Source organism: Kitasatospora sp. NPDC092286, from assembly GCF_044755565.1.
Classification (GTDB): Bacteria; Actinomycetota; Actinomycetes; order Streptomycetales; family Streptomycetaceae; genus Kitasatospora.
Genome location: NZ_JBIVRD010000002.1, coordinates 231,397 through 253,789 on the forward strand (window position 1 = coordinate 231,397; position 22,393 = coordinate 253,789).

20 protein-coding genes are annotated in these 22,393 nt (G+C 76.2%); 17 read left to right on the plus strand and 3 right to left on the minus strand.

Features of this window, described 5'->3' with window-relative positions; translation table 11 throughout:
- The first annotated feature begins 131 nt into the window (after positions 1–131).
- The 4 genes from ACIQIB_RS03780 to ACIQIB_RS03795 all read left to right on the plus strand — a co-directional run bounded on the left by ACIQIB_RS03780 (position 132) and on the right by ACIQIB_RS03795 (position 5,346).
- Positions 132–1,544 (plus strand): SWIM zinc finger family protein, encoded by a 1,413-nt coding sequence (locus ACIQIB_RS03780; protein WP_363606478.1) that lies wholly within the window; start codon positions 132–134, stop codon positions 1,542–1,544.
- Positions 1,541–4,249, plus strand: a complete 2,709-nt coding sequence (locus ACIQIB_RS03785) for a DUF6493 family protein (protein ID WP_400756480.1) — start codon at positions 1,541–1,543, stop codon at positions 4,247–4,249. Before ACIQIB_RS03780 ends, ACIQIB_RS03785 begins: the two co-directional genes overlap by 4 nt.
- An 82-nt stretch (positions 4,250–4,331) precedes the next feature.
- Entirely contained in the window at positions 4,332–4,883 is a 552-nt protein-coding gene (locus ACIQIB_RS03790; RefSeq protein WP_363606481.1) for a TetR/AcrR family transcriptional regulator, read from the plus strand.
- A gap of 79 nt (positions 4,884–4,962) precedes the next feature.
- On the plus strand, positions 4,963–5,346 hold the full coding sequence (locus ACIQIB_RS03795) for a hypothetical protein (protein ID WP_363606482.1): 384 nt from the start codon (positions 4,963–4,965) through the stop codon (positions 5,344–5,346).
- A gap of 75 nt (positions 5,347–5,421) precedes the next feature.
- Here the strand turns inward: ACIQIB_RS03795 and ACIQIB_RS03800 are convergent, their stop codons facing one another.
- From ACIQIB_RS03800 to ACIQIB_RS03810, 3 genes are all read right to left on the minus strand, one after another.
- Positions 5,422–6,642 (minus strand): MBL fold metallo-hydrolase, encoded by a 1,221-nt coding sequence (locus ACIQIB_RS03800; protein WP_400756604.1) that lies wholly within the window; start codon positions 6,640–6,642, stop codon positions 5,422–5,424.
- Between the two features lie 252 nt (positions 6,643–6,894).
- Entirely contained in the window at positions 6,895–7,347 is a 453-nt protein-coding gene (locus tag ACIQIB_RS03805) for a MaoC family dehydratase (RefSeq protein WP_400756481.1), read from the minus strand.
- Between the two features lie 180 nt (positions 7,348–7,527).
- A complete protein-coding gene (locus ACIQIB_RS03810) occupies positions 7,528–7,959 on the minus strand; it encodes a pyridoxamine 5'-phosphate oxidase family protein (RefSeq protein ID WP_363606485.1) in 432 nt (143 codons plus the stop codon).
- Positions 7,960–8,154: 195 nt separating this feature from the next.
- Here ACIQIB_RS03810 and ACIQIB_RS03815 point away from each other — a divergent pair, with 195 nt between their 5' ends.
- The 13 genes from ACIQIB_RS03815 (at position 8,155) to ACIQIB_RS03875 (ending at position 22,278) form a co-directional block, all read left to right on the plus strand.
- Entirely contained in the window at positions 8,155–9,009 is an 855-nt protein-coding gene (locus ACIQIB_RS03815; protein ID WP_363606487.1) for a hypothetical protein, read from the plus strand.
- 201 nt (positions 9,010–9,210) lie between these two features.
- The gene (locus ACIQIB_RS03820; RefSeq protein WP_400649428.1) at positions 9,211–9,771 is read left to right on the plus strand and encodes a hypothetical protein; all 561 of its coding nucleotides are present in this window, start codon (positions 9,211–9,213) and stop codon (positions 9,769–9,771) included.
- Positions 9,765–10,706, plus strand: a complete 942-nt coding sequence (locus tag ACIQIB_RS03825; protein WP_400649425.1) for a hypothetical protein — start codon at positions 9,765–9,767, stop codon at positions 10,704–10,706. Before ACIQIB_RS03820 ends, ACIQIB_RS03825 begins: the two co-directional genes overlap by 7 nt.
- A 192-nt stretch (positions 10,707–10,898) precedes the next feature.
- Positions 10,899–11,663 (plus strand): SAF domain-containing protein, encoded by a 765-nt coding sequence (locus ACIQIB_RS03830; protein ID WP_400756482.1) that lies wholly within the window; start codon positions 10,899–10,901, stop codon positions 11,661–11,663.
- A 1-nt stretch (position 11,664) separates the two neighbouring features.
- Positions 11,665–12,987, plus strand: a complete 1,323-nt coding sequence (locus ACIQIB_RS03835; protein ID WP_400756483.1) for a hypothetical protein — start codon at positions 11,665–11,667, stop codon at positions 12,985–12,987.
- Positions 12,977–14,626, plus strand: a complete 1,650-nt coding sequence (locus ACIQIB_RS03840) for an ATPase, T2SS/T4P/T4SS family (protein WP_363606494.1) — start codon at positions 12,977–12,979, stop codon at positions 14,624–14,626. The genes ACIQIB_RS03835 and ACIQIB_RS03840 overlap by 11 nt, the downstream gene beginning before the upstream one ends.
- The gene (locus tag ACIQIB_RS03845) at positions 14,623–15,606 is read left to right on the plus strand and encodes a type II secretion system F family protein (RefSeq protein ID WP_363606495.1); all 984 of its coding nucleotides are present in this window, start codon (positions 14,623–14,625) and stop codon (positions 15,604–15,606) included. The genes ACIQIB_RS03840 and ACIQIB_RS03845 overlap by 4 nt, the downstream gene beginning before the upstream one ends.
- The gene (locus tag ACIQIB_RS03850) at positions 15,603–16,481 is read left to right on the plus strand and encodes a hypothetical protein (protein WP_363606496.1); all 879 of its coding nucleotides are present in this window, start codon (positions 15,603–15,605) and stop codon (positions 16,479–16,481) included. Before ACIQIB_RS03845 ends, ACIQIB_RS03850 begins: the two co-directional genes overlap by 4 nt.
- A 57-nt stretch (positions 16,482–16,538) precedes the next feature.
- Positions 16,539–16,826 carry a hypothetical protein gene (locus tag ACIQIB_RS03855; protein ID WP_400649414.1) on the plus strand — a complete coding sequence of 96 codons (288 nt, stop codon included), beginning with the start codon at positions 16,539–16,541 and terminating at the stop codon, positions 16,824–16,826.
- 35 nt (positions 16,827–16,861) lie between these two features.
- On the plus strand, positions 16,862–17,236 hold the full coding sequence (locus tag ACIQIB_RS03860) for a TadE/TadG family type IV pilus assembly protein (RefSeq protein WP_400756485.1): 375 nt from the start codon (positions 16,862–16,864) through the stop codon (positions 17,234–17,236).
- Positions 17,233–17,703, plus strand: a complete 471-nt coding sequence (locus ACIQIB_RS03865; protein WP_400756486.1) for a TadE family protein — start codon at positions 17,233–17,235, stop codon at positions 17,701–17,703. The genes ACIQIB_RS03860 and ACIQIB_RS03865 overlap by 4 nt, the downstream gene beginning before the upstream one ends.
- A gap of 181 nt (positions 17,704–17,884) precedes the next feature.
- A complete protein-coding gene (locus ACIQIB_RS03870; protein WP_363606503.1) occupies positions 17,885–18,433 on the plus strand; it encodes a hypothetical protein in 549 nt (182 codons plus the stop codon).
- Positions 18,433–22,278 carry a LysM peptidoglycan-binding domain-containing protein gene (locus ACIQIB_RS03875; protein ID WP_400756488.1) on the plus strand — a complete coding sequence of 1,282 codons (3,846 nt, stop codon included), beginning with the start codon at positions 18,433–18,435 and terminating at the stop codon, positions 22,276–22,278. The genes ACIQIB_RS03870 and ACIQIB_RS03875 overlap by 1 nt, the downstream gene beginning before the upstream one ends.
- The last annotated feature ends 115 nt before the right edge of the window (positions 22,279–22,393 follow it).

The window sequence follows — 22,393 nt, forward strand, 5'->3', positions numbered from 1 at the left end:
ATAGTGACAGAAGCCCGCACTATGGGGGACGTGAGCCGATCGGCCAGTTCGAAAGGGCGGTAGGTATAGAACCTGTTTCAGTATTGGCCGGGCCCGACGGGCTGTCAGTGCCGCCGCCTAACGTGCTCGCCATGTCGCAAGCCGCACACGCGTACGCCTATCTGCGCCCGTCCGCCGTCCTCGACGGAGCCGACGGCCCGCGCCTCGCCCTGGAGACCTCCGGCGGCGCCACCCCGCTCGGGGCGGTCGCCAACCCGCGCTTCTTCGCGGGCTTCCTCGCCGATCCGGCACCGGCCGCCGCCGCGCTGCTCGCCGTCGCCGATGTCGCCGCCGCCCGCTACTACCAGCCGCAGCTGCGCGCCTCGCTGGACCCGGTGGTCACCGCCAACGGGGACCGGCTGCGCTTCGAGTCCTTCTCGGGCTGCTGCGGCGTCTACGCCCGTCTCGACGTGCTGGAGGCCGGCCTCGACGGGGACGACATCGGCCACGGCACCACCAACGTGGACGTCAACAACCCGCTGCGGGAGGCGCTCACCCGGATCGGCCCGGCCGACCCGCTGCACCTCGCCGTCGGACCGGACGCGCTGGAGGTGACCACCTTCGACGGGCCGGTCGTGGAGAAGAAGGTCCCGCTGCCCGAGCGCTGGCTGCGCGGCTTCGCCGAGACCCAGGTGACCGCCGCCGGCTTCGACCTGCGGGCCGAGCTGCCCGCCGCCGAGGCGGTCCGCTTCCTGCGCTCGCTGCCGCGCGCCGGCAGTGGCGGCCGGGCCGCGGCCCGCACCGCCCAGTGGGTGGTCCCGGCCGGCCGGACGCTGCGGCCGACCACCCGCCCGGTGCCCGGCGCGGTCTGCCTGCCCGGCCCGGAGCGGCTGGTGGCCCTGCAGCGCGTACTCCGGCACGCGCTGGCGCTGCGGGTGTACGGGCCGGTGGCGGCCGACGGACCGGTGGCCTCGGCCTGGGAGGCGGTGCTGCCGGGGATGCGCCTCACGCTCACCCTCTCGCCCGACGCCTCCCGGGGCTTCTCCGGCGAGGGCGGGGTGCTGGGCGCGCTGGCCACCGGCACCGCCGAGCAGGACGCCGAGCTGGTCGCGGTGCTGCTCGCCTGGGAGCCGCGGATCGAGGTGGCCGAGCTGGCCGAGCAGTCCGGGCTCACCCCCGCCCGGGTGCGGGCCGCCCTCACCCGGCTGGGCACCGCCGGGCAGATCGGCTACGACACGGCGGAGGCCGCGTACTTCCACCGGCAGCTGCCGTACGACGCCGGCCGGGCGGAGGCGCGCAACCCGCGGCTGCGGGCCGCGCAGGCCCTGGTCGCGGCGGGCGCGGTGCGGCTGGAGGCGGGCGGTGCGCTCGCCACGGTGACGGTGGACGACCACCTCCAGCGGGTACGGACGGACGAGGCGGGCCGGGCGAGCTGCACCTGCCTCTGGTGGGCCAAGTACCGGGGCGGGCGCGGGCCGTGCAAGCACGCGCTGGCGGTCGGGATGGTCCGCGAGGCGGCCGCGGCCGGCGCGGTTCCGGCGACGGGCGCGGAGGTGGCCCGATGAGCGGGGTCACGGAGCCGGGGAGCCGGGTCGAGGAGCTGCTGCGGGCGGTGCGGGAGGGGCGGGGACCGCAGATCCCGGCCCTGGTGGCCGCACTGGACCCGGCCGAACGGCGGGCCTGCCTGCCGGAGCTGAAGGCGCTGCGCAAGCAGGTCCGGGGCGAGTGGTCCAAGGAGGCGAGCGCGCGGTCCGGGGCGCTGCTGTTCGCGGGCGCCGGCTGCCACGCGGGGCCGGCCGCCGCCGCCACCTGGATCGGCGGGCGGGACTTCGCCGGCCGGTCCTGGGCCCGCCACCCCGCGCTCGCCGACGTGGTCGAGGCGCAGCCGGTGGAGTGGCAGATCGAGGTGGTCACCCGGCTCTCGGCGCGGCCCGTCCAGCAGTGGGGCTGGGACCTCTACCCGCTGATCGAGCGGGTGGTGCGGCGCACCGGCTGCCCGGTGCCCGACTCCGAGGCCTTCACCACCGAGTGGCTGCGCCAGGTCTCCTCCGGCGGAGGCGGCCGCCGCGGCGAGTCCACCACGCTGCTGGAACGGCTGCGCCGCGACCCGTACCTGCCGGTGCTGCTGCCCAAGGTGTTCGAACTCGCCGACATCGGCTCGATGCTGGACCACCGGCGCAGCGACCGGCCGGGGGACTTCTGGCCGGAGGCGGTCGCCGGGCTGGCGGCCGAGGGCGTGCTGGACCGCGCCGGGCTGATCGACCGCTGCCTGGCCCGGCTGGTGCGCGGTGGCAGGCCGGGCGACCAGCGGCTCTTCCTGGTGACCTTGCAGGCCCTCGCGCCCACCCCCGGGGAGTACGCGGGGCAGGTGCGCAGCCTGGTGGCGCTGCTGGACGGCCTCTCGGCGGTGGCCGGCCACGCCCAGCAGGTGCTGACCGAGCTCGACGAGGCGGGCCTGGTCGAGGCGGAGGTGCTGACCGAGGCCTCGGCGGTGGTGCTGTTCCGGACCGAGAAGAAGCTCGTCCGGGCCCAGCTGGGCTGGCTGGAGAAGGCGGCCCGGCGTTCGCCGGAGCGGGCCGGCCCGGTGGTGCTGGCGGCGGCCGAGGCCTTCGGCCACCCCGACACGGCCCTCCAGGAGCGGGCGCTCAACGTGGTGGCCCGCCACCTCAAGGCGGCCGGCGAGGCCGTTCTGCCCGAGCTGCGGTTCGCCGCCGAGGGGCTCAGCCCGGCCCACCACGCCCGGGCCGGCGTGCTGCTCGGCGCGCCGGTGGGCGGCGACGACCCGGACACCGGGTGGACCGAGCTGCTGCCCCCCGTCCCGGTGCCGCGTCCGCTGGGGGAGCCGATCGCCACCCCGGCCGAGGTGGCCGAGGAACTGTCGGCCCTGCTGGCGGCGGAGCAGCCGGAGGTCGCCGTCTTCGAACGGACCCTGGACGGCCTGGTCCGGCACGCCCACCGGGACCGGGCGGCGCTGGCCGAGGCGCTCGGGCCGGTGCTGCGGGTGCACCCGTGGAACGGCCCCGGACGGTGGGCCGACTGCTCGCCGCGGGACGTCCTGTACGTCGCGCTCGCGATCACCGGGGAGGTCGATCCGCACCGCCGGGACTCGTTCTGGCGCCGGCAGGCGCGGTCCCCGCTGCGCGGTGAGCACAACACCGTCCACGGGAACGTCCTCGCCGCCCGGCTGACGGAGGCGGCCCAGCGGGTGACGGCGGACCGGCCGCCGCTGCTGCTGGCCACGCCCACCGACGCGACCGGTGCGCTGGCGGCGGCGGTGCTGGTCGAGCGGGTGGCCGGGTACGAGGCGGCGGGCGTCGAACCGGGGCCGGCGGACCTGCACACCGCGCTGCTGCGGCTGACCCCGGCCCCGGACGGCGAGGTGCCGGCCGCCGCCGGGCGGCTGGCCTCACCGGCCGGGCGCTGGGTGGCCCGGTGGCTGCGCGAGGGCGGGCTGCCCCGCCGGCGCTCCGAGCGGGTGGTCTTCGCGCCCATGGCGGGGGCCAAGCCGGTCCACCGCTACTGGGAGCGCTGGTGGGAGGAGCTGAAGCGGGTCGTCGTGGCCCAGCCCGGCATCGGTGCCGGCCCCGAGGGCCCGGCGGGCGAGCGGCTGGGCGCCGACTTCCGGGCGCTGCTGGAGGGCACCGAGCCGAGCGTGGCGCGGGTCAGGAAGCAGGCCGAGTGGCAGTGGCAGCCGACCGCGCACTGGGCCGCGCTCCTCCCGCACCACCGCGAGGAGCTGGCCGCCCGCTGGCTGGACTGGTTCGCCGGGGTCGCGGACCGTGAGATCCGCGGCCCGGCCCGGATGCTGCCCCCGCTCGCCGAGGCCGGCGGCCCGGCCGGGCTCGCGGTGCACCTCGCGGTGGCGTACGGCCTGGGCGCGCGGTTCCCCGAGGACCGGACGGCGGCGGTGGACGCGCTGCTGGTGCTCGCCGCGCGCGGGGACCTGGACGCCGGGCTGCTCGGCCGGGAGCTGGCCGAACTGGTCGCCATCGGCGCGGTCAAGCCGGTCCGGCTGGGCCAGGCGGTGGCGGCGGCCGCCGAGACCGGCGCGTACGCCACGGTCTGGTCGGTCCTGGCGGCCGCCCTGCCGGGCCTGCTGGCCGGCGAGCCTACGCGGGGCGCGGGGGACGTGGTCGCGGTGGCGGCGGACTGTGCGCGCCGGTGTTCGGCGCGCGGGCCGATCGAGCAGGTGAGCGCGGTGGCGCAGCGCTCAGGGTCGAGCCGGCTGGTCAAGGAGGCGCGGGCGCTGCGGGAGGTGCTGGCGGGCTGATCCCGGGCGGCGGTGGGGGCGGCCGGGAGTTTGAGAACACTCGTTCTTGACTGAGTGTTCTTAAACTCGTAGGGTCCTGGGCATGGGAAGACCACGCGCCTTCGACGAGGACGAGGCCGTTCAGGCGGCAGCCGAGCTGTTCGCCACCCGGGGCTACGAAGGCACCTCGGTGGACGATCTGGTCACCGGCCTCGGTGTGCACCGGGGCAGCCTCTACAAGGTGTTCGGCAGTAAACGCGGCCTCTATCTGACCGCGCTGCGCCGCCACCTGGACCAGGAGGTGCTGCCGCTCGCGGCGGCCCTCGGCGAGGCCCGCGACCTGCCCGCCGTGCTGGCCCAGGCCGCCGCCGGGTACGACGGCGGCCGGGCCGCCGGGCTGCTGCTGTTCGCGGCGGCCGAGCGGGCGCCGTCCGACCCGGACGTCGCCGCGCTCGTCGAGGAGGGGTTCGCCGCGCTCGACCGGGCGATCGGACGGGTCCTGTCCGCCTCCGGCGATCCCGCGGGCGGTTCGCCCGACGGGCCGGCCGGGGTGCTGGCCGCCACCGTGCTCGGTCTGCGCCTACGGGCCCGCGCCGGGGTCGGCGGGCCGTCGCCCGTCGCCGTGGCGGCGCTCGCCGGCCGCCTCACGGGCTGACCCGCCGGGCGCCGCCACACCACCACCACCGCACCGTCACCACCGCACCGTCACCGGCAACAGAACTGGGGAACGCTCCATGGCTCACGTGAGTGTCAGCAACGGCCTGCTCGTCGTCGAGATCGAAGGGCTCGACCGGCTCTGGGCGGTCAAGAGCAGGATCGAGATCCCGCTCGGCAACGTCCGGGGCGCCACGCTCGACCCGGGGATCCTCCGTGAGCCCAAGGGCGTCAAGGTCGGCGGCACGTACTTCCCCGGGCTGATCACGGCCGGGACGTTCCGGTCGGGCGGCGAATGGGTCTTCTGGGACGTCAAGAACCCGGCCAGGGCCGTGGTGATCGAACTCGCCGACGAGCGGTACAGCCGGCTGATCGTCGAGGTCGACGACCCGCACGCCACCGTGGACCTGGTCGAGCGGCGGAAGGGCGCGCCGCCGGCCGGGCCGGTGGCGGCGGAGCGGTAGGAGGGCGGGAGAACGGCAGGGGACCGGACCCGCGTTCGGGCGGCGGCCCGAGTGCCGCCGCCCCGGCGGGCCCGGTCAGACGGGGACGCCGTCGTCCTCGGCCGAGGCCTTCGACCGCGCCGACCCGTTCGCGCCGGCCGGGTCCGCGCCGTCCGGGACCGGTGGCCGTGGGCCCGTCGGCTGCGGTTCGGACGGCTGCTTCTCCGCCGGCCGCGTCGTGACCGCCCGCCACCAGAGACGCAGGGCCGGGGCCTCCACCGGCTCGAAGGACTTGCCCGGCCGGGGCACCGCCAGCCGGGCGCCGAGCGACTGGGCCGCCGCGACCACCCGCTCGGCGGGTTCGTCCCAGGGGTGCAGCGCCAGGTTGAAGGTGCACCAGTGGATCGGCAGCAGCAGTTCGCCGCCGAGGTCCAGGTGCGCCCGGACGCCCTCCTCGGGCGTCATGTGCACCTCGGGCCAGAAGTCGCTGTACGCGCCGACCTGCATCATCGTCGCGTCGAACGGGCCGAGCCGGCGGCCGACCTCGGCGAAGCCCGGGAAGTAGCCGGTGTCCCCGCTGTGGAACAGCCGGTGCCCGCCGCCGGCCACCACCCAGGACGCCCAGAGGAACAGCGCGCTGGTGCGCGGGCCGCGGCTGCAGTAGTGCCGGGCCGGGGTGGCGGTCAGGGTCAGCCCGGCGACCTCGGCCGACTCCCACCAGTCCAGCTCGACCAGCCGGTCGGCCGGCACCCCCCAGTGCTCCAGGTGCGCGCCCACCCCGAGCGGCACGGCGAACACCGCGCCGGTGCCGGTCAGCTCGCGGATGGTGGCCATGTCCAGGTGGTCGTAGTGGTCGTGCGAGACCACCACCACGTCCACCGGGCCGAGTTCGGCGAGCGGCAGCGGCACCGGGTGCAGCCGCTTGGGGCCGGTCCAGCCGAACGGGGAGCAGCGGTCGCCCCAGACCGGGTCGAACAGCACCCGGCGGCCGCCGATCTCGGCCAGCACGGTGGCGTGGCCGAGCCAGGTGAGCCGCAGGCCCGAGGCGGGCGGCCGGGCCAGGTCGGCGGGGAGCAGCCGGTGCACCGGCACGGCGGCGCCGGGCGCCCGGCGGGTCCTGTCGCCGGTGAGCTGGGCCCGGGTGATCTCCAGCGGGGTGCGCTCGTACACCAGCCGGCGGGTGGGCAGCGGGTTGCGGAAGGCGCCGTCGGCGAACTGCGGTGAGCGGTGGATCCTGGACAGCCGCTCGCCCCGCGGCTCGGCCCCGAAGGCGTCCGTCCGGACCCGGTGCCAGGCCGCGCGGGACAGTCCGGCCAGACCCGGGGGAGTGGCGAGCTGTGGGGTGAGACCGGCGACGCGGGTGAACCACGGGACGGGGCGGGGCACGGCACCTCCAAGGACGGTTACGGCTACCGGGCATGCCGGGGCGCGTACCGAGGGCGGTGGGGCCTCTGCGATACGACAACCATCTCGTCGGAGGTTACTCGCCGTGGGCCGTCCGGACCTGGTGAGCGGCCCCGCGCACGCCGTTCGGCGTAGCGGGGGCCGGGGCGGGACCTACGCCGGGACCTACGCGTAGAAGAGGGTGATCGCCTCCGCGACGCAGTGCGGCTTGGCGCTCTCCGCGCTGCTGATGGTGAACCGGACCACCGTCCGGACGCCGTCGGGCACCTCGGTGGCGGAGACCAGCTCGGCCGTCGCCCGGACCGCCGTGCCGACCGGCAGCGGCGCCGGGAAACGGACCTTCTCCGAGCCGTAGTTCAGCGCCATCCGGACGCCCCCGACGCTGTAGCACTCCTTGGCCAGCATCGGGACGAGCGACAGCGTGAGGTAACCGTGCGCGATCGTCGAGCCGAACCGGCTCTCCTTCGCCCGCTCCGGATCCACGTGGATCCACTGGTGGTCACCGGTGGCCTCGGCGAACAGGTCGATCCGCTCCTGCTCGACGGTGTGCCACTGGCTGGTGCCCAGCTCGGTGCCGACGGCGGCGGTCAGCTCGGCGAGGGAGGCGAAGGACGTCACGGGTGCTCCTGGGTGAGGGTGAGGACTCCGGCAGAGTATGCCCAGTCGCCGGTCACCTGTCAGGAGCCGGTCCCGATCGGGGTCGCACCGCCGAACGGCCGCCGAACGCCTGTCGGAGGGCGGGGGGTTCGGGAAGGCGCGGGCCCGGGAGCGCGGCGCCGGGAGCAGGAGCGCGGGAGTTCAGGACCGCTGGACGCTGCGGCCGACCGGCAGCAGCCGCCGGCCACTGACCAGCTCCGGTACCAGCGAGACGAACATCGGGTCCGGGTCGCCGACCCAGGGCCGCAGACCGGAGCGCAGCGCACGCCGGTACTGCTCCGGATCGCGCACCACGTCCGCCCGGCCGTGCACCAGCACGCTCCAGCCGGTCCGGGTGACCGGGTCCAGCTGGTCCGCCTGGAAGGCCACGACCGTGCCGTCCAGCCCCCGCGCGGTCGTACTGCCCCGGCGCACCGCCAGCAGCAGCCGTCCGTCCGGCGCGACCTCGAAGGAGACCGGCAGGACCGCCGGCAGCGCGTGCTCGGTGTACACCACGCGCCCGACGGGCACGGTGCTGAGCAGCCGCAGGCACTCGGCCTCGCTCAGGGACTCCACACGGTCGTCACGGTCCATGTGTCCGATCGTCCTCCTGTCGGTGCGGTGGCCGATAGGGCCCATGGTCCCTGAGCGGGCAGGACGGGAGCCCCGTTCGCGGGCGCCCGGGCGGTAGCTTGTCCGGCGGCGGTACGGGAGAGCGCGGTCGTACGGGAGTGCGGGCGCGACAGGCGGTTCCGGGTGTCCCGGGGCCGGCGAGGAGGGGGCGTGCGGATGGTCGGCGGAGTCGATCTGGTGGTGATCGGGGCGGACGGCGGGCCCGACCGCGGCTTCGGGGGCTCGGCGCGCGCGGCGGACGGCGCCCGGCTGCTCGCCGAGGTCCTGCCCGGGATGTGCTTCGACGCCGGCTCGGCCGGCTGCCGGGTCGCCGTGGTGGACCCGGGCGCGGACGCCAACACCATGCTCACCGCCGTCCGGGAGGCGGCCCAGCGCCCCGGCCGGTGGCTGGTGGTCTGTCTGGTCGGCCAGTTGGCCGCCGATCCGCGCGGGCGGCGGCTCGCCCTGGTCACCGGTGGCAGCACCGCCGACAACGCCTACCGGCGCGGGCTGGCCTGGGACTGGGTGGTGAGCGCGATGGTCCACGGCGACCAGGAGGAGGCGCTGCTGCTGGTGGACGCCGTCGCGGACCGGGACACCTGGGCGGCACTCGAACGCGGGGGCGGCGAGGACGGGGCCGGTGAACTGCTCAGCTATCCGCGCGTCCCGCTCTGGGGCCGGGTCGGCCGCTTCACCCCCGGCCGGCGTGGCCGGGACGCCGTCCTGCCCGGCGGTGAAGGATCGTTCAGCCAGGTGCTCACCGACGTCCTCCGGCAAGGGGTCCCGGGCGCGCCGGCCGCCGTCGCCCCGCTGGACCTCCAGCCGGCCGTCGCCGCGCTGCTCGACGGGGGCGGGCCCGCCGCCGGAAGCGGCGCGCCGGGCGCACGCCTGCTCGTACCGCCGCAGGGCGGGCGCCTGTTGATGCGCAATCGGGCCGCGGTTCGGGGCGCATTGGCCGGATTGTCGCTTTCCGAGGAACTGTTGGCCGTTCTGTGGCGAGAAAGTGCTCCGACGGATCCGCCTTCCGCGTAAGGTCAGGGGGCCCGAGGTGTTGCCGTGAAGGGCCGGGTTGGCGAAGAATCGACGCACTCGCAGCAACACCGGCGGGACGGCGGAATTCTTCTGGCGGCCACGGAGCACGAACGGGGTCGGTCGCGATGAGGTGGGGCGATGCGGCAGCGCGGAATTGTGGTGCGCCCTGGGGTTGTTGGGGCCAGTGGGGTGGTTTTGGCGATGCTGCTGAGCGCGTGTGCGGCCAGCGGTGACGCCGGTTCCGTCGACCGCCTGGGGACGACTGCGCCCAGTGTCGCGGCGGTGACCCCGGTAGCTCCTTCGGGTGGTCCCGCAAACGACCGGATCGCGCCGACCGAAGGCCCCGAAGGGGCGGCGGGCCGTGCGGTGCTGAGGACCTATCAGGACTGGTGGACGGCGCAGACGGAGGCTTTCGGCCGTTCCGATTCGGACGGTTCCACGCTGGAGGCCTACTCCTCGGGGAGCGCGTTGGGCGGAGCCCTCGTCAATCTCCGTCAGCTCCACGACGCCAAAATGGTGATGATCGGCAGCCCGCGGAATTCCCCCGTGGTGAAGACCCTTGATCTGACGGCCGCTCCACAGACCGCCGTGATCGAGGACTGCCTCGATGTGACGGGCTGGCATCAGGCCGATGCCACCACCCGTGCGACAAAGGATCCGCGGGAACGGCTGACGCGGTACATCGCGACGGTTTCCCTACGGAAGTTCGATGCCCGGTGGCTGATCTACGAGTTCAAGCGGGAGGTGGACCGAACATGCTGAAACCCGTACGGCGATTCGCGATCCGCGCGATGGTGTTCGCCGCTTTGCTGTTATCCCCCGTGGTCCCCGCGGCGGCGGACCCGACGCCCGGTGGGGAGGTCAACCACTGCACGGTGAACGTGATCTGTGCGGGCACCAACGAACCGGGCACCAAGCCCACCCCCGGTACCGGCGGCGGGGGCGGCGGGGGCGGCGGCGGTCCCGAGCTCTGCAGCTACCACGACGTGGAGTGGCCCTGCCACGACCCGGAGCTGGGCTGGTTCAGCAACTCGACCGGCTGCTACTACCAGCTCACCAACCCGCAGCCCCCGGCGGACTCGCCCGACTGGGAGGGCCACAAGCCCTCGGACGGGGCGGTCTACGACAAGACCTGCCGCTCGTCCGACGGCGGGCAGAGCGCGCCCCAACCCACGTTCTTCGCCCAGGCGCCGGCCGGCCCGCCGCCGGACAACCCGGCCGCGCTCGCCAGGCAGGCGGCCGACCGCATCACCTTCCCCGCCCCGGTGCCGGGCATCGCGCCCCAGGGCACGGCGGTCGTGGGCGTGCCGGTCTGGCTCTGGCTGGACCAGTCGAAGGGTTCCGCGGTGCCGGCCCCGGTGACGGTGCACGGCAACACCCTCTCGGTGACGGTCACCCCCAAGCTGGACCGGGTGGTCTGGGACCTCGGTGACGGCAGGGTCGAGACGTGCGAGGGACAGGCCGCCCCCGGGACGCCGTACGACCCCGCGTACGGTGCCGCCGCGTCGCCCACCTGCGGGCACGTGTTCGCCAAGGGCTCGGCCACCTTGCCGACCGGCACGTTCTTCGGGAGCGTCACGGCGCACTGGACGGCCTATGTCACCGTCACCGGCAGCAACCAGAAGATCGACCCGCTCCAGATGACCCGGATGACCGACCTCGAACTGCGGGTGGCCGAGGTGCAGGTCCTCAACTGACCGCCGGGCGAAGGGAGTAGCCGTCCGGTGCGGGGACCGGCGCGGCGCCTCCCGAGCGCGGCACTGTCCGAACACAGCACTGTCCTCAACACTGCACAGTCCTCAACGACGTGGGAAGGCCGGAACCCGGTGGAGAACCGTACATTTGCGACGCCGGGATCCGGCGCGTCCGGGGCGGCGGGGGTGTCCGTGGTGGAGCCGGAGCAGGGGCGCGCCACACCGCACTCACCGGGGCGGACGCTGCGGGCGAGGCGGCGGCGGCCGGCCGTGCTGGCGATGGCGGTGGCGCTGATAGCCGCCGGTGGGCTGGGCGGCGCGGTGCTCTACAACAGCACCGGGCAGCGGGTCGCCGTGCTGGCGCTCGCCCGGGACGTGCCGTACGGGCAGGTGGTGACCGACGCCGACCTGGTGGTGGCGCGGATCGCGAGCGATCCGGCGCTCAAGCCGCTGGGGGCCGTCGACCGGAAGGACGCGGTCGGGATGCGGGCCGCCACGGACCTGAGGCGCGGCGCGCTGCTGCTGAAGGCGGACCTCGCACAGGCGCTGACGGTGCAGCCGGGGCAGCTGGTGGTCGGGGTCTCGGCCAAGCGCACCCAGCTGCCGGCCACCAGGCTCCAGCCGGGCGCGCAGATCGTCGTGGTCTTCACCCCGGACACCGGCCGTCCGGACTCGCTGGCCGCGGTGGTCACCACGATCGGGCGGGTGGACACCGACGGCAGCCAGGTGGTGGACGTGGCGGTGCCGGCGGCCGACGCCGCCCGGCTGGCCGCCTGGGTGGCGAGCGGGCGGATCCAGGTGGTGCTGGCGCCGCGCGGCGCGGCGGCGGGCGGCGCGCCGTCGGGCGGCGCTCCCGGCACCCCCGCGGCGACCCCCACGCCGTCGGGCACGGCCCCGTCGGGCACCGCCCCGGGGACGGCCGCCCCGTCCGCGTCGCAGTCCGGGGCGGGTGGGGCCTGAGATGGCCGTGATCGCGGTGGTCGGCGGCCCGGGGGCCCCGGGCGCGACCACGACGGCACTGGCGCTGCTGCTGGCCTGGCCGCTGCAGCCGGGGCGCCGGGTCCTGCTGGTGGAGTGCGACCCGGACGGCGGCGCGGTGCTCGCCGGCGCGCTGGAGGGCCGGGTCGAGGCCGTGTACGGGCTGCGCAACCTCGCCGTCGCGGACCGGCGCGGGCTGCTCGCCCAGGCGCTCTGGGAACAGCTGATCGACCTCTCGCCCGAGGGCGGCGCCGACCGGCTGCTGCTGCCCGGGCTGACCGACCCCACCCAGGCGCCCGGGCTCGCCTACACCTGGGAGCCGCTGATGGAGGTGCTGCACGGCCTCGAACAGCAGGGCTACGACGTGATCCTGGACCTCGGGCGCTCCGGCGCCACCGGGACCAGCGCCGTGCTGGCCCGGCGGGCCGACGTGGTGGCGGCCACCGTACGGACCACGCTGCGCGGGCTGAGCGCGGTCCGGCCCCGGCTGGCCGCGCTGGCCGAGGACCTGGCGACGGCCGGCACCGGGGCGGACGCCCTGGGGCTGCTGCTGGTCACCGAGGGGCCGTACTCGGGGGCGGAGGTGGCGCGCGAGTTCGGGCTGCCGGTGCTCGGGCAGCTGCCGCACGCGGTGCGCACCGCGCGGGTGCTGTCGGACGGCGGGGACATCACCGACCGGCGGTTCATCCGCTCGGAGCTGATGCGCACCGCCCGGTCGGCGGCCGACGAGGTGCAGCTGCTGGTGCGCCGCCGCCGGCAGCGGCTGGCGCCCTCGGCCGCGCCCGCGCAGGTCGCGGCGGCGCCGACGGCCGAGGGGGAGCCGTCCGGGTACCCGCCGCAGGCGGCCCAGCCACCGCAGCAGCCGTCCCCGTCGTTCGGCCAGCCGCCGCAGCACGGCGCGCCGCCGGTGATCACCACCGGGCCGGTGGCGCCGCTCGCGGGGCTGGCGCCCCAGCCGGCCGCGCCGGCGCCGTTCCCGGCACACGTCCAGCCGCAACATGTCCAGCCACCGCAGCACGTCCAGCCCCCGCAGCAGGCCCGGCCGCCGAAGCATGCCGCGCCCTCGCCGCACGTCCGACCGGAGCAGCACGTCCAGCCACAGCAGTACGTCCAGCCGCAGCAGTCGCCGGGCGCACCGCAGCAGTACGGGCCGTCGCAGCCGTACGGGCAGCCGCAGTCCGTCCAGCCGCAGCCGTACGCGCAGCCCGCCCACCCGCAGCCGTACGCGCAGCCGCCCCAGCCCCACGGCCAGGCGCCGCAGCAGCAGCCGCACGTCACCTACGGGGAGGTGCTCCGTGCGCGGTAGCCCCCTGCATCAGCACCCGGCGGCCGACCCGGCCGCGCTGCCCTGGGCGGCGCCCCAGCCGGTGCCCCAGGCCGGTCCGGTCGCCCCCGGCCCGGTCGCACCCGGTCCGGTCCGGCCCGGGCCGATCGCGCCCGGAGCGCCCCAGCCGCCGCACGGGGGCGGGTACCCGGGCGCCCACCAGGGCGGCGCCGCGACGCCCACCGCCGTCCCCTCCCAGCTGCCCGCGCTCGACCGGCGCGGCGCCGGCACCCGGCCGGCCGTCGACCCGCAGGTGGCGCGCGAGCTCAAGCGCCAGGTGGCGGCCGAACTGCACCAGCAGATCACCCGGCTGACCACCACCTCCGGTGCCGAGCCGGACCGCGCCACCCGCCGCCAGCGCGGCCGGGCGCTGATCGAGGAGGCCGTCGCCCGCTGGTCCGACGCCTACGCGCAGACCCACGGCATCCCGCCGACCCGGGAGCAGGACCGCGCCCTCGCCGAGGCCGTCTTCGACCTGCTCTTCCGGGCCGGCCGGCTCCAGCCCTACCTGGACGACCCGGACATCGAGAACATCCTGATCAACGGCTGCGACGACGTCTGGGTCTCCCGGGTGCACCAACCCCTGCGCCAGGTACCGCCGGTGGCCGACAGCGACGCCGAACTCGTCGAACTGCTCCAGGACCTCGCCCGGCAGCACGGCGGCGGCGAGCGCAGCCTCTCCACCGCCAGCCCGACGCTCGCGCTGCGGCTGGAGGGCGGCATGCGCCTCCAGGCGCTCACCGAGGTGACGCCGCGCCCGTACGTGGCGATCCGCCGTCACCGGGTGGCCTCGGCGACGCTCACCGAGATGGTCCAGCTCGGCACCCTGGACTCCACCCTGGCCGCCTTCCTGGGCTCGGCGATCCGGGCCAGGAAGAACGTGATGATCACCGGCACCCAGGGCGTCGGCAAGACCAGCCTGCTGCGCGCGATGGCCGCCGAGATCCCGCCGGACGAACGGATCGGCACCCTGGAGTCGGAGTTCGAGCTCTGGCTGCACACCCTCGGCCATCTGCGCCAGGTCGTCCCGATGGAGGCCCGCGAGGGCAACGGCGAGCGCGTCGAGGGCCGGATGGCGGGCGAGCTGACGATCGGCGACCTCATCCCGGCCGCGCTGCGGATGACCCTCTCCCGGATCATCGTCGGCGAGGTCCGCTCCGGCGAGGTCGTCCCGATGCTGCGCGTGATGACCAACGGCGAGGGCGGCTCGATGTGCACCCTGCACGCGCGCGGCCCGCACATGGTGGTCGACCGGATCGCCGAACTCTGCCTGGAGTACGGCTCGCACATGACCGACATGCTCGCCTACCGCCTCACCGCCAACGCCGTGGACCTCATCGTGCACGTCGCGATGGTCGACGAGACGGCCGTCGGCGGCCGCCGCCACCGCTTCGTCTCGCACGTCATGGAGGTCACCGGCCTCGGCGAGAGCGGCCGGCCCGCGCTGAACACGGTGTTCGGCCCGCGCCCCGACCTGGGCGAGCCGCGCGCCGTCCCGCACACCCCGCCGAACTGCCTGGACGACCTGCGCCGGGCCGGCTTCGACGCCTCGCTGCTCGGCTCCCGGTACGGGAGCTGGACCGCGCCGCTCCAGCTGCGGATCGGCGGTGGCGCGCGATGATGCTGCTCTTCGCCCTGTGCGGACTGCTGGTCGCCACCGGCCTGGTCGCCCTGGTGGCCTGGGCCCGCGGCAGCGCGGGGACCGGCGAGGAGGGGGACGGCGACCGCACGCCGGCCAACCCGCTGGCCGGCCGCGCCCACGTCTTCTGGTACGGCGCCCCCGGCACCGCCCCCGCCCGGGTGGCGCGGCTGCGCCGGGTCCAGCTGCCGCTGGCACTGATCGGCGCGGCCCTGGCCTGGCTGTTCACCGGCATCCCGCTGACCGCGCTGCTGGTGCCGCTGGCCGTCTTCGGGCTGCCCTGGCTGTTCGACACCACCCGACCCGACACCCACCGGATCGAACGGCTGGAGGCGCTCTCCGAGTGGACCCAGCGCATCGCGGACGTGCTGCTGCTCGGCGTCGGCCTCAACCAGGCCATCGTCACCAGCCGCCGGACCGCCCCGGCCGCGCTGGAGGAGGAGGTGGGTGAGCTGGCCGCCCGGCTGCAGGCCCGCTGGCGGCCCGAGGAGGCGCTGCGCGCCTTCGCCGACAGCATCGCCGACGCCACCGCGGACAAGGTGCTAGCCGCCCTGCTGCTGCGGGCCGGGGACAGCGGTCCCGGCCTCGCCCGGGCCCTCTCCGACATGGCCGACTCGGTCCGCGAGGAGGTCCGCCAGCGCCGCGTCATCGAGGCCGACCGGGCCAAGCACCGCACCACCATCCGCTGGCTGGTCGGCATCATCGTGCTGGTCGTCACCCTCGGCTCGTTCAACACCGACTACACCAGGCCGTACAGCTCCCTGCTGGGGCAGGTGGTGCTCGGCGTGGTGGCCGCGCTGTTCGTGGCGGTGATCGCCTGGATGCGCGCGCTCGCCTCGCACCCGCCGGTGCCCCGGCTGCTGGAGGCCGACCGGCGCAGCCGGGCCGGCCGGCGGTCCGGACCGGGCGCGGAACAGACCGACGCCACCGACGGCGAACGACACCTCGGGGAGGTGCGGTGATCTCCCCCTGGTCCGTGCTGGCCGGCGCGATCGCGGCCGGCGGCGTCGCCCTGCTGGTGTCCGAACTCCGCCCCGCCCCGCCCGACCTGGGCCAGGCGCTGGACCGGCTGCACCGCACCCCCGCCGACCGGGTGCCCGACCCGGACGAGCGGCCGCGCTGGTTCGACCGGATCGGCGAGCGCTCGATCGGCCTGCGCGGCGTGCGGATCCCGCAGCGCGAGCTGTCGCTGATCGGCCGCGCCCCCGCCCGGTTCATGGCGCACAAGCTGCTCTTCGCCCTGATCGGCCTGGTCCTCCCGGCCTATCTGGCGGCGATGGCGGTGCTGCTGGACATGGGCCTGCCGTTCGCCCTGCCGCTGCTGCTCGGGCCGCTGCTGGCCGGGCTGCTCTGGTTCGTCCCGGACGCCATCGTGCGCGGCGAGGCCAAGGAGGCGCGGACCGAGTACCTGCACGGCATCGCCGCCTACCTGGAGCTCGTCGCGCTCGAACGGGCCGCCGACTGCGGGCCCGCCGAGGCGCTGCGCCGGGCCGCCTCGGTCGGGCGCGGCCCGGTCTTCCGCCGGATCCGGGAGGCCCTGGACCGGGCCGCCACCGACCGGCTGCCGCCCTGGGCCGGCCTGGACGCGCTCGCCGTCGAGCTCGGGCTGACCCCGCTGCAGGACGTCGCGGACATCATGCGGATCTCCGGCACCGACGGCGCCGCCGTCTACGACACGCTGCGGGCCCGGGCCAAGGGCCTGCGCGGCGAACTGCTCGCCGAGGACCTGGCCCGCGCCAACGCCGACAGTGAGCGGATGGTCGCTCCCGGGGCCGCGCTGACCCTGCTGATGACCGTCCTGATCGTCTTCCCCGCGCTGCACCAGATGCTCAACTGAGATCAGTACACAGGCAGTTGTGATCAGCAGTCACCACACCACACCCCGGGAGTCCCGATGAACGTCCAACTGAAGAACCTGGCAGGCCGGTTGATCCGGCCGGCCCTGCTACCCGTCCAGTTCGCCCTGCTGCTCTTCCACTTCCGGGTGGGCCGGCTGCGCGCCGCCCGGGCCCGTGGCGACCGCGGTGCCATCAGCATCGAACTCGCCCTGGCGATCATCGCCTTGGTCTTCGTCGCCGGGGCCGTCGCGGTGGCCCTGTACGCGCTGAAGGACAAGGTCGTGAACAAGGTCAAGGAGGACCCGAACCTGCCGGGCGCGGGCGGGGGAGGTGCGACCGGGTGATTCGCCGACCCCGTCGCCGCACCGACCGCGGGGCGATGAGCCTGAGCCTGGCCATCGTCTTCCCCGTGGTGCTCCTGCTCGTCCTGATCGTCGTCCAGGGCTCGATGTGGTGGTACAACCGCCAACTCGCGCTCACCGCCGCCCGCGAGGGTGTGGACGCCGGCCGGGTGCAGGGGAACGCGAGCGACGCGGTGAAGGACGCCGCGGCGAGGCGGCAGGCCGAGGACTTCCTCGGCCGGCAGGGCGAGCGCGACTACCGCGTGAGCACGGACGGGAGTACGCCGGTGCTGATCAGGGTCACCGTCGAAGTGACGCCGCCGATCCTGATACCCGGCGTCACTCCGCCGACCATCACCCAGCACGCCGAGGCGCCGCGCGAGCGGTTCGTCCCCCCGAAGACGGCGCCGTGAGGCGCTCGGCCCGGTGGTGGCGGACCACCCGCGCGCGGCGGTCGGCCCGCGGGCGGGACGGCGGCGGGGTGGCGATCGAGGCGGCGATCGTCGCCCCGGGCGTCGTCGGCCTGATCCTGGTGGCCATCGCCGCCGGCCGGGTGCAGACCACGGCCGGCACGGTGGAGGCGGCGGCCCGCTCGGCGGCCCGGACGGTCTCGATGGCGCGCGGCGTGGAGAGCATGAGGGACCTGGCCCGGACGACGGCCGTGGACACCCTGCGCCAGCAGGGCGTCGACTGCCGCGGCCTGGACGTCCAGGCCACGGACGGCCAGATCGAGGTCCGGGGCAGGGCGATCAGGACCGTCAAGGTGACGGTGCGCTGCGACGTCGGCCTGGACGACCTGCTGTTCGGGCCGAGGATGCCGCTGACGAAGCACCTCGTCGGGGAGTTCACCTCCGTCCTCGACCGGTACCGCGGCGAGTGACCGGGAGTGGGCCCGGGCGGGGCCCGACGGGATACCCCCGCCGGGGATTGGTGACAGCCCGGGGATTGGGAACGGCCCGCGCGGGGGAGACGCAAGCGGAGAGCGCCCGGGGGATGACGGTACGAAGCGGAACGGTTCCCGAGGGAGCCGGTGGGGAGACGAACGTGCGGGAGGGGGCGTGATGGTGCGCACACCCGTGGGAGACGGCCCGGCTGGCCGGGGTGCCCCGGGCGGGCGGGACGGCCTGCGTGGCCCGGGTGACTCGGGCGTCCCGCGTGGCCGGGGCTTCCTGCGTGCCCTGGGTGCCCGGCGCGGCCGGTCGGACCAGGGTGCGATCGCGATCTTCGTGGCGATCTGCGCCGCGTTCCTGGTCCTGGTGATCGCCCTGGTCATCGACGCAGGCGGCCGGCTGCGGGTCGCCGAACGGACCGACGGCTACGCCCAGGAGGCCGCCCGGGTGGGCGGCCAGCAGCTCGACGAGGCCGCCGTGCTCCAGGGCGAGGGGTACCGGGTCAAGCAGGAGTACGTCAAAGAGGCCGCCAACAGCTACCTCGGCCTGTACGGCCTCGCCGTCCACAACGTCGAGTTCTCCGGCGACGGTTCGGTCGTCACCATCACGGTGCAGGCGGACTACCGGCCGGCCCTGCTGGGCGAACTCGGCAAACAGAAGGTGACGGGCAAGGGCAGTGCGACCCTCGTCCACGGAGTCGAGAAAGCGGAGACCGACTGATGGCCGCGCCACGTGCCAAGGACCAAGCCCGAGCCGGACGTTCGGCCCGTGGCGGGCCAGCCTCCCCGGCGCCCGGCCGCCGGCCGGCGCCGCTGCCGCCCCGCCGCGGCCGCGGTGGATCCGTACTCACCGCGCTCGCCGCGCTGGTCGCCCTGCTCGGCCTGCTGGTCGGCGTCCCCGCCCTGCTGCTCTACGGCACCCAGGCGGTGGCCGCGATGGGCGAGGTCGCGCCGGACGGCCTCGGCCAGGCGCTGACCAGCCCGGACGACGGGCGGCTCTTCCTCTGGCTGCTGGTCGCGATCGGCTGGCTGGGGTGGCTCTGCTTCGCGCTCTCCGTCCTGCTGGAGATCCCGGCCCAGCTGCGCGGCCGGATCGCCCGGCGGATCCCGGCGTTCGGCTGGAGCCAGCGGGTCGCGGCCGGGCTGGTCGGTTCGGTGATCGCCCTGCTGCCGGTCGCCGGTTCGGCCTTCGCCGCCGCCCCCGACCGGGCCCCGGCCGCCTCGGCCCCGGCCCAGTTGACCGCCGGCGTGCAGCGGGCCGCGCTGACCGCCGCGCAGGCGGCGCCCGCGCTGACGCCCGCCGCCGAGCAGAACCCCACCTACACCGTGCGCGACAGCCGCCCGGCCGACAGCCTCTGGTCCATCGCCGAGCGTCAACTCGGCTCGGGGGAGCGCTGGGTGGAGATCGCCAAGCTCAACGACGGCCGGGTGATGGACGGTTCGGGAATCCGCTTCGACGCGGACCGGCCGATCCAGCCCGGCTGGGAGCTGCTGATGCCGGGCGACGCCAAGGCCCCGGCACCGGCGCCCGCCCCGGCCCCCGCGCCGCCGGCTCCGACCGCACCGCAGTCCGGGACCACCGGCGCCGGGCACGCCACGGTGACGGTCGCCGCCGGGGACAGTCTGTCGGGCATCGCGCAGCGGGAGCTGGGCGACGCCGAGGCCTGGCCGCAGCTGTTCGAGGCGAACAAGGGCGCCCAGGCGCCGGACGGCGAGCGGCTGACGGACCCGGACGTGGTGGTGCCGGGGATGGTGCTGACCGTCCCGGGGGCGGCCACGCCTGCTCCCGCGCCCGCACCCGCTCCGGCCCCGGCTCCCGCCGACCAGGCTCCGGCCCCCGCGCCGTCCGCCCCCGCCACCCAGGCGCCCGCCCCGGCCCCCGCGCCCGCGACGCAGGCCCCCGGCCAGGCACCGGGCCAGGCCCCCGCCGCCCACGCCGAGGACGCCACGAGCGACGACTACACCGTCGCCCTCGCCGCCTCCACCGTCGGCGTCCTGCTCGCCGCCGTCATGGTCGGTGCCGTCGCCCGCAAGCGCGGCGCCCAGCTGCGCGCCCGCCGTCCCCGGCACCGCATCGCCATGCCCGCCGCCCCGGCCGCCGCCTTCGAGGCCGAGCTCAAGGCCCGCCAGGACGACAGCGGCCTCGACCTGCTCGACCGCGCCCTGCGCACCATGGCCCGCAACACCGTGCGCGGCGGCAAGCGGCTGCCCGCCATCGTCGCCGCCCGGATCACCGCGGGCCGCACGGTCGAGCTGCACCTCGCCGGCCCGGCCGCCCCGATCGCCCCGTTCCGCGCCGCCCACACGCCCAACATCTGGTGGTGCGCCGCCGACTCCGGCGAACTGCTCTCGCCCGCCCAGGCCCGCAAGACCGCCGCGCCCTACCCGGCCCTGGTCACCCTCGGCTCCTCGCCGGACGGTTCGGTGGTCCTCGCCGACCTGGAGACCGTCCGGCTGCTCCACCTGTCCGGCCACCCGGACGACGCCCGGGACGTGCTGCGCACCCTCGCCATCGAGCTGGCCCACAGCCCGCTCGCGGACCGCCTCCACCTGCACCTGGTGGACCTCGTCGAGGAGCTGCCGATCAGCGGCCCGGCCGCCGAGCGCGTCCACCGCCACCCCACCCTGGAGGCCGCCCTCACCGCGCTCGGCCCGCGCACCGCCAAGGCCCGCGCCACGCTGGTCGCCGCCGAGGCCGCCAGCCCCCGGGACGCGCGCAGCCGCGGCCAGGCCGACGAGTCCTGGGTCCCGGAGATCGTGCTCTGCGCCCAGCAGCCCGGTGGCGAGATCCCGGCCGAACTCGGCCGCCTGCTCGACGCCCGCCCCCGGACGTGCGTCGCCGTGGTCACCCGCGCGCCCGAGCGCGGCACCGGCCCGGTCGCCCGCTGGACCCTGCCCTCCACCGGCCAGGCCACCATCCCCGGGCTGCACCTCACCCTGGAGCTCCAGCGCCTGACCACCCGGCAGTACGAGCAGGTCTCCGAACTGCTCAGGGCCGCCGACGACACCACCCAGCACCCCGCCCCCGCCTGGACCCTGGACGGCCCCGGCACCGACCTCGAACCGGCCGAACTCCCCTCCGGCGTACCGGTGCTGGCCGCCGTCGGCGCGCGCACGGAGACCTCCGGCGAGGTGGACGGCGGCACCGAGGCGGCCGGTCCGCGGCTGATCGCCCGGGTCATCGGCACCGGCGCCAGCCCCTTCGCGGGCACCGACCCGGCCGCGCCCGCCGCGCCGGGGGCCCGCTACATCGTCAACGGCCTCGGCCGGCGGGCCGGCACCCCCGCCGTGCCGCCCGCCCGGACGGGCGACGCCGGGCCGGACGCGGGACCGGCCGCCGGGTTCGACGTCGCGCCGGATGCCGAGCCGGACATCGACGAGACCACGCAGAACCTCCGACTGCCCGCCGCCGTCGAGGCGGTCGTCCCGGTGGCCCCGGTGCCGTCGGTGGCCCCGGTGGCCCCGGTGTCGCCGGTCGAGCCCGTGGACCCCGCCCGGCCGGTGCCGCCGCAGCCGCCCGCCGAACCCCTGCCGACCCACGATCCCGCGCCCGCGCCCACCGGCACCGACCCGCGCGTCCCGGCCCGCCCGGAACCGTCCCCCGAACCGTCCCCCGCAGCCGCAGCCGCAGCCGCAGCCGCCGCCGAGCCCGAGCCTGCCGCCGAGCCTGTCACCGAGTCGGCTGCCGGTTCGGCCGCCGAGCCCGGTCCGGCCGCCGTCGCCCCGGTGGCCCGCACCTCCTCCGGCCGCTCCGACAGCGACGACCTGCTCGCCATCCTCCGCTCCCCGGAGGCGCACGCCGTCCGCACCGCCCCCCGGATCCGCCTCCTCGGCCCCGTCGACGTGGCGTGCACGAGCGGCACGGCCGACCCGACCGCCCTGCTGCGGCTCACCGAGCTCGCCGCCTACCTGGCGCTGCGCCCCGGCGCCGACCACGCCGCGCTCGACCACGACCTGCACCCCGGCGCGGCCCACCTCGACCCGCACCCCACCGTCGCCGACGCCAAGAGCCCGCTGCCCGGCAAACTCGCCGACCTGGCCGCCTGGTTCGGCAACTCGACCGAGGGGCGCGCCTTCCTGCCCGTCGACACCACCGAGGGCTACGCCTTCGCCCCGACCGTCACCTGCGACTGGGACGAGTTCCGCAGCCTCTACCGCCGGGGCATGCGCAGCACCAGCGCCACGGCGGACGCGGCCCTCGCCCACGCCCTCGCCCTGGTCCGGGGAGCCCCGTTCGCCGAGGCCCCGCCCGCCGCGTACGGCTGGGCCGAGGCCGAGCGGCAGGACATGATCGCCGCGATCGTCGACACCGCCCACGAACTCGCCGCCCGCCGCCTCCAGTACGGCGACCACCGCAGCGCCGAGGCCGCCGTCTTCCGCGGCCTCGCCGTCGCCCCGGACGTCGAACTCCTGCACCGCGACCTGTTCTACGCCTACGCCTCCGCCGGCGCCCGCGACCAGCTCGTCCGCGCGGTCAACCGGCTCGACGCCCTCAGCCGCCGCACCGGCCGCGACCTCGACGCCGACACCGTCGCCCTCCTGCGCGACCTCCTCTCGGGCTCGTGACCACCGCCGTGCTCACGGAAACCCACGATTCCGTGAGCACGACGGGCGGGCCGAGCCGGGCGCCCGGTGCGTACGGCCCCGGATCTCCCGGGCCGATGGACAAGGCCCGGGTGCT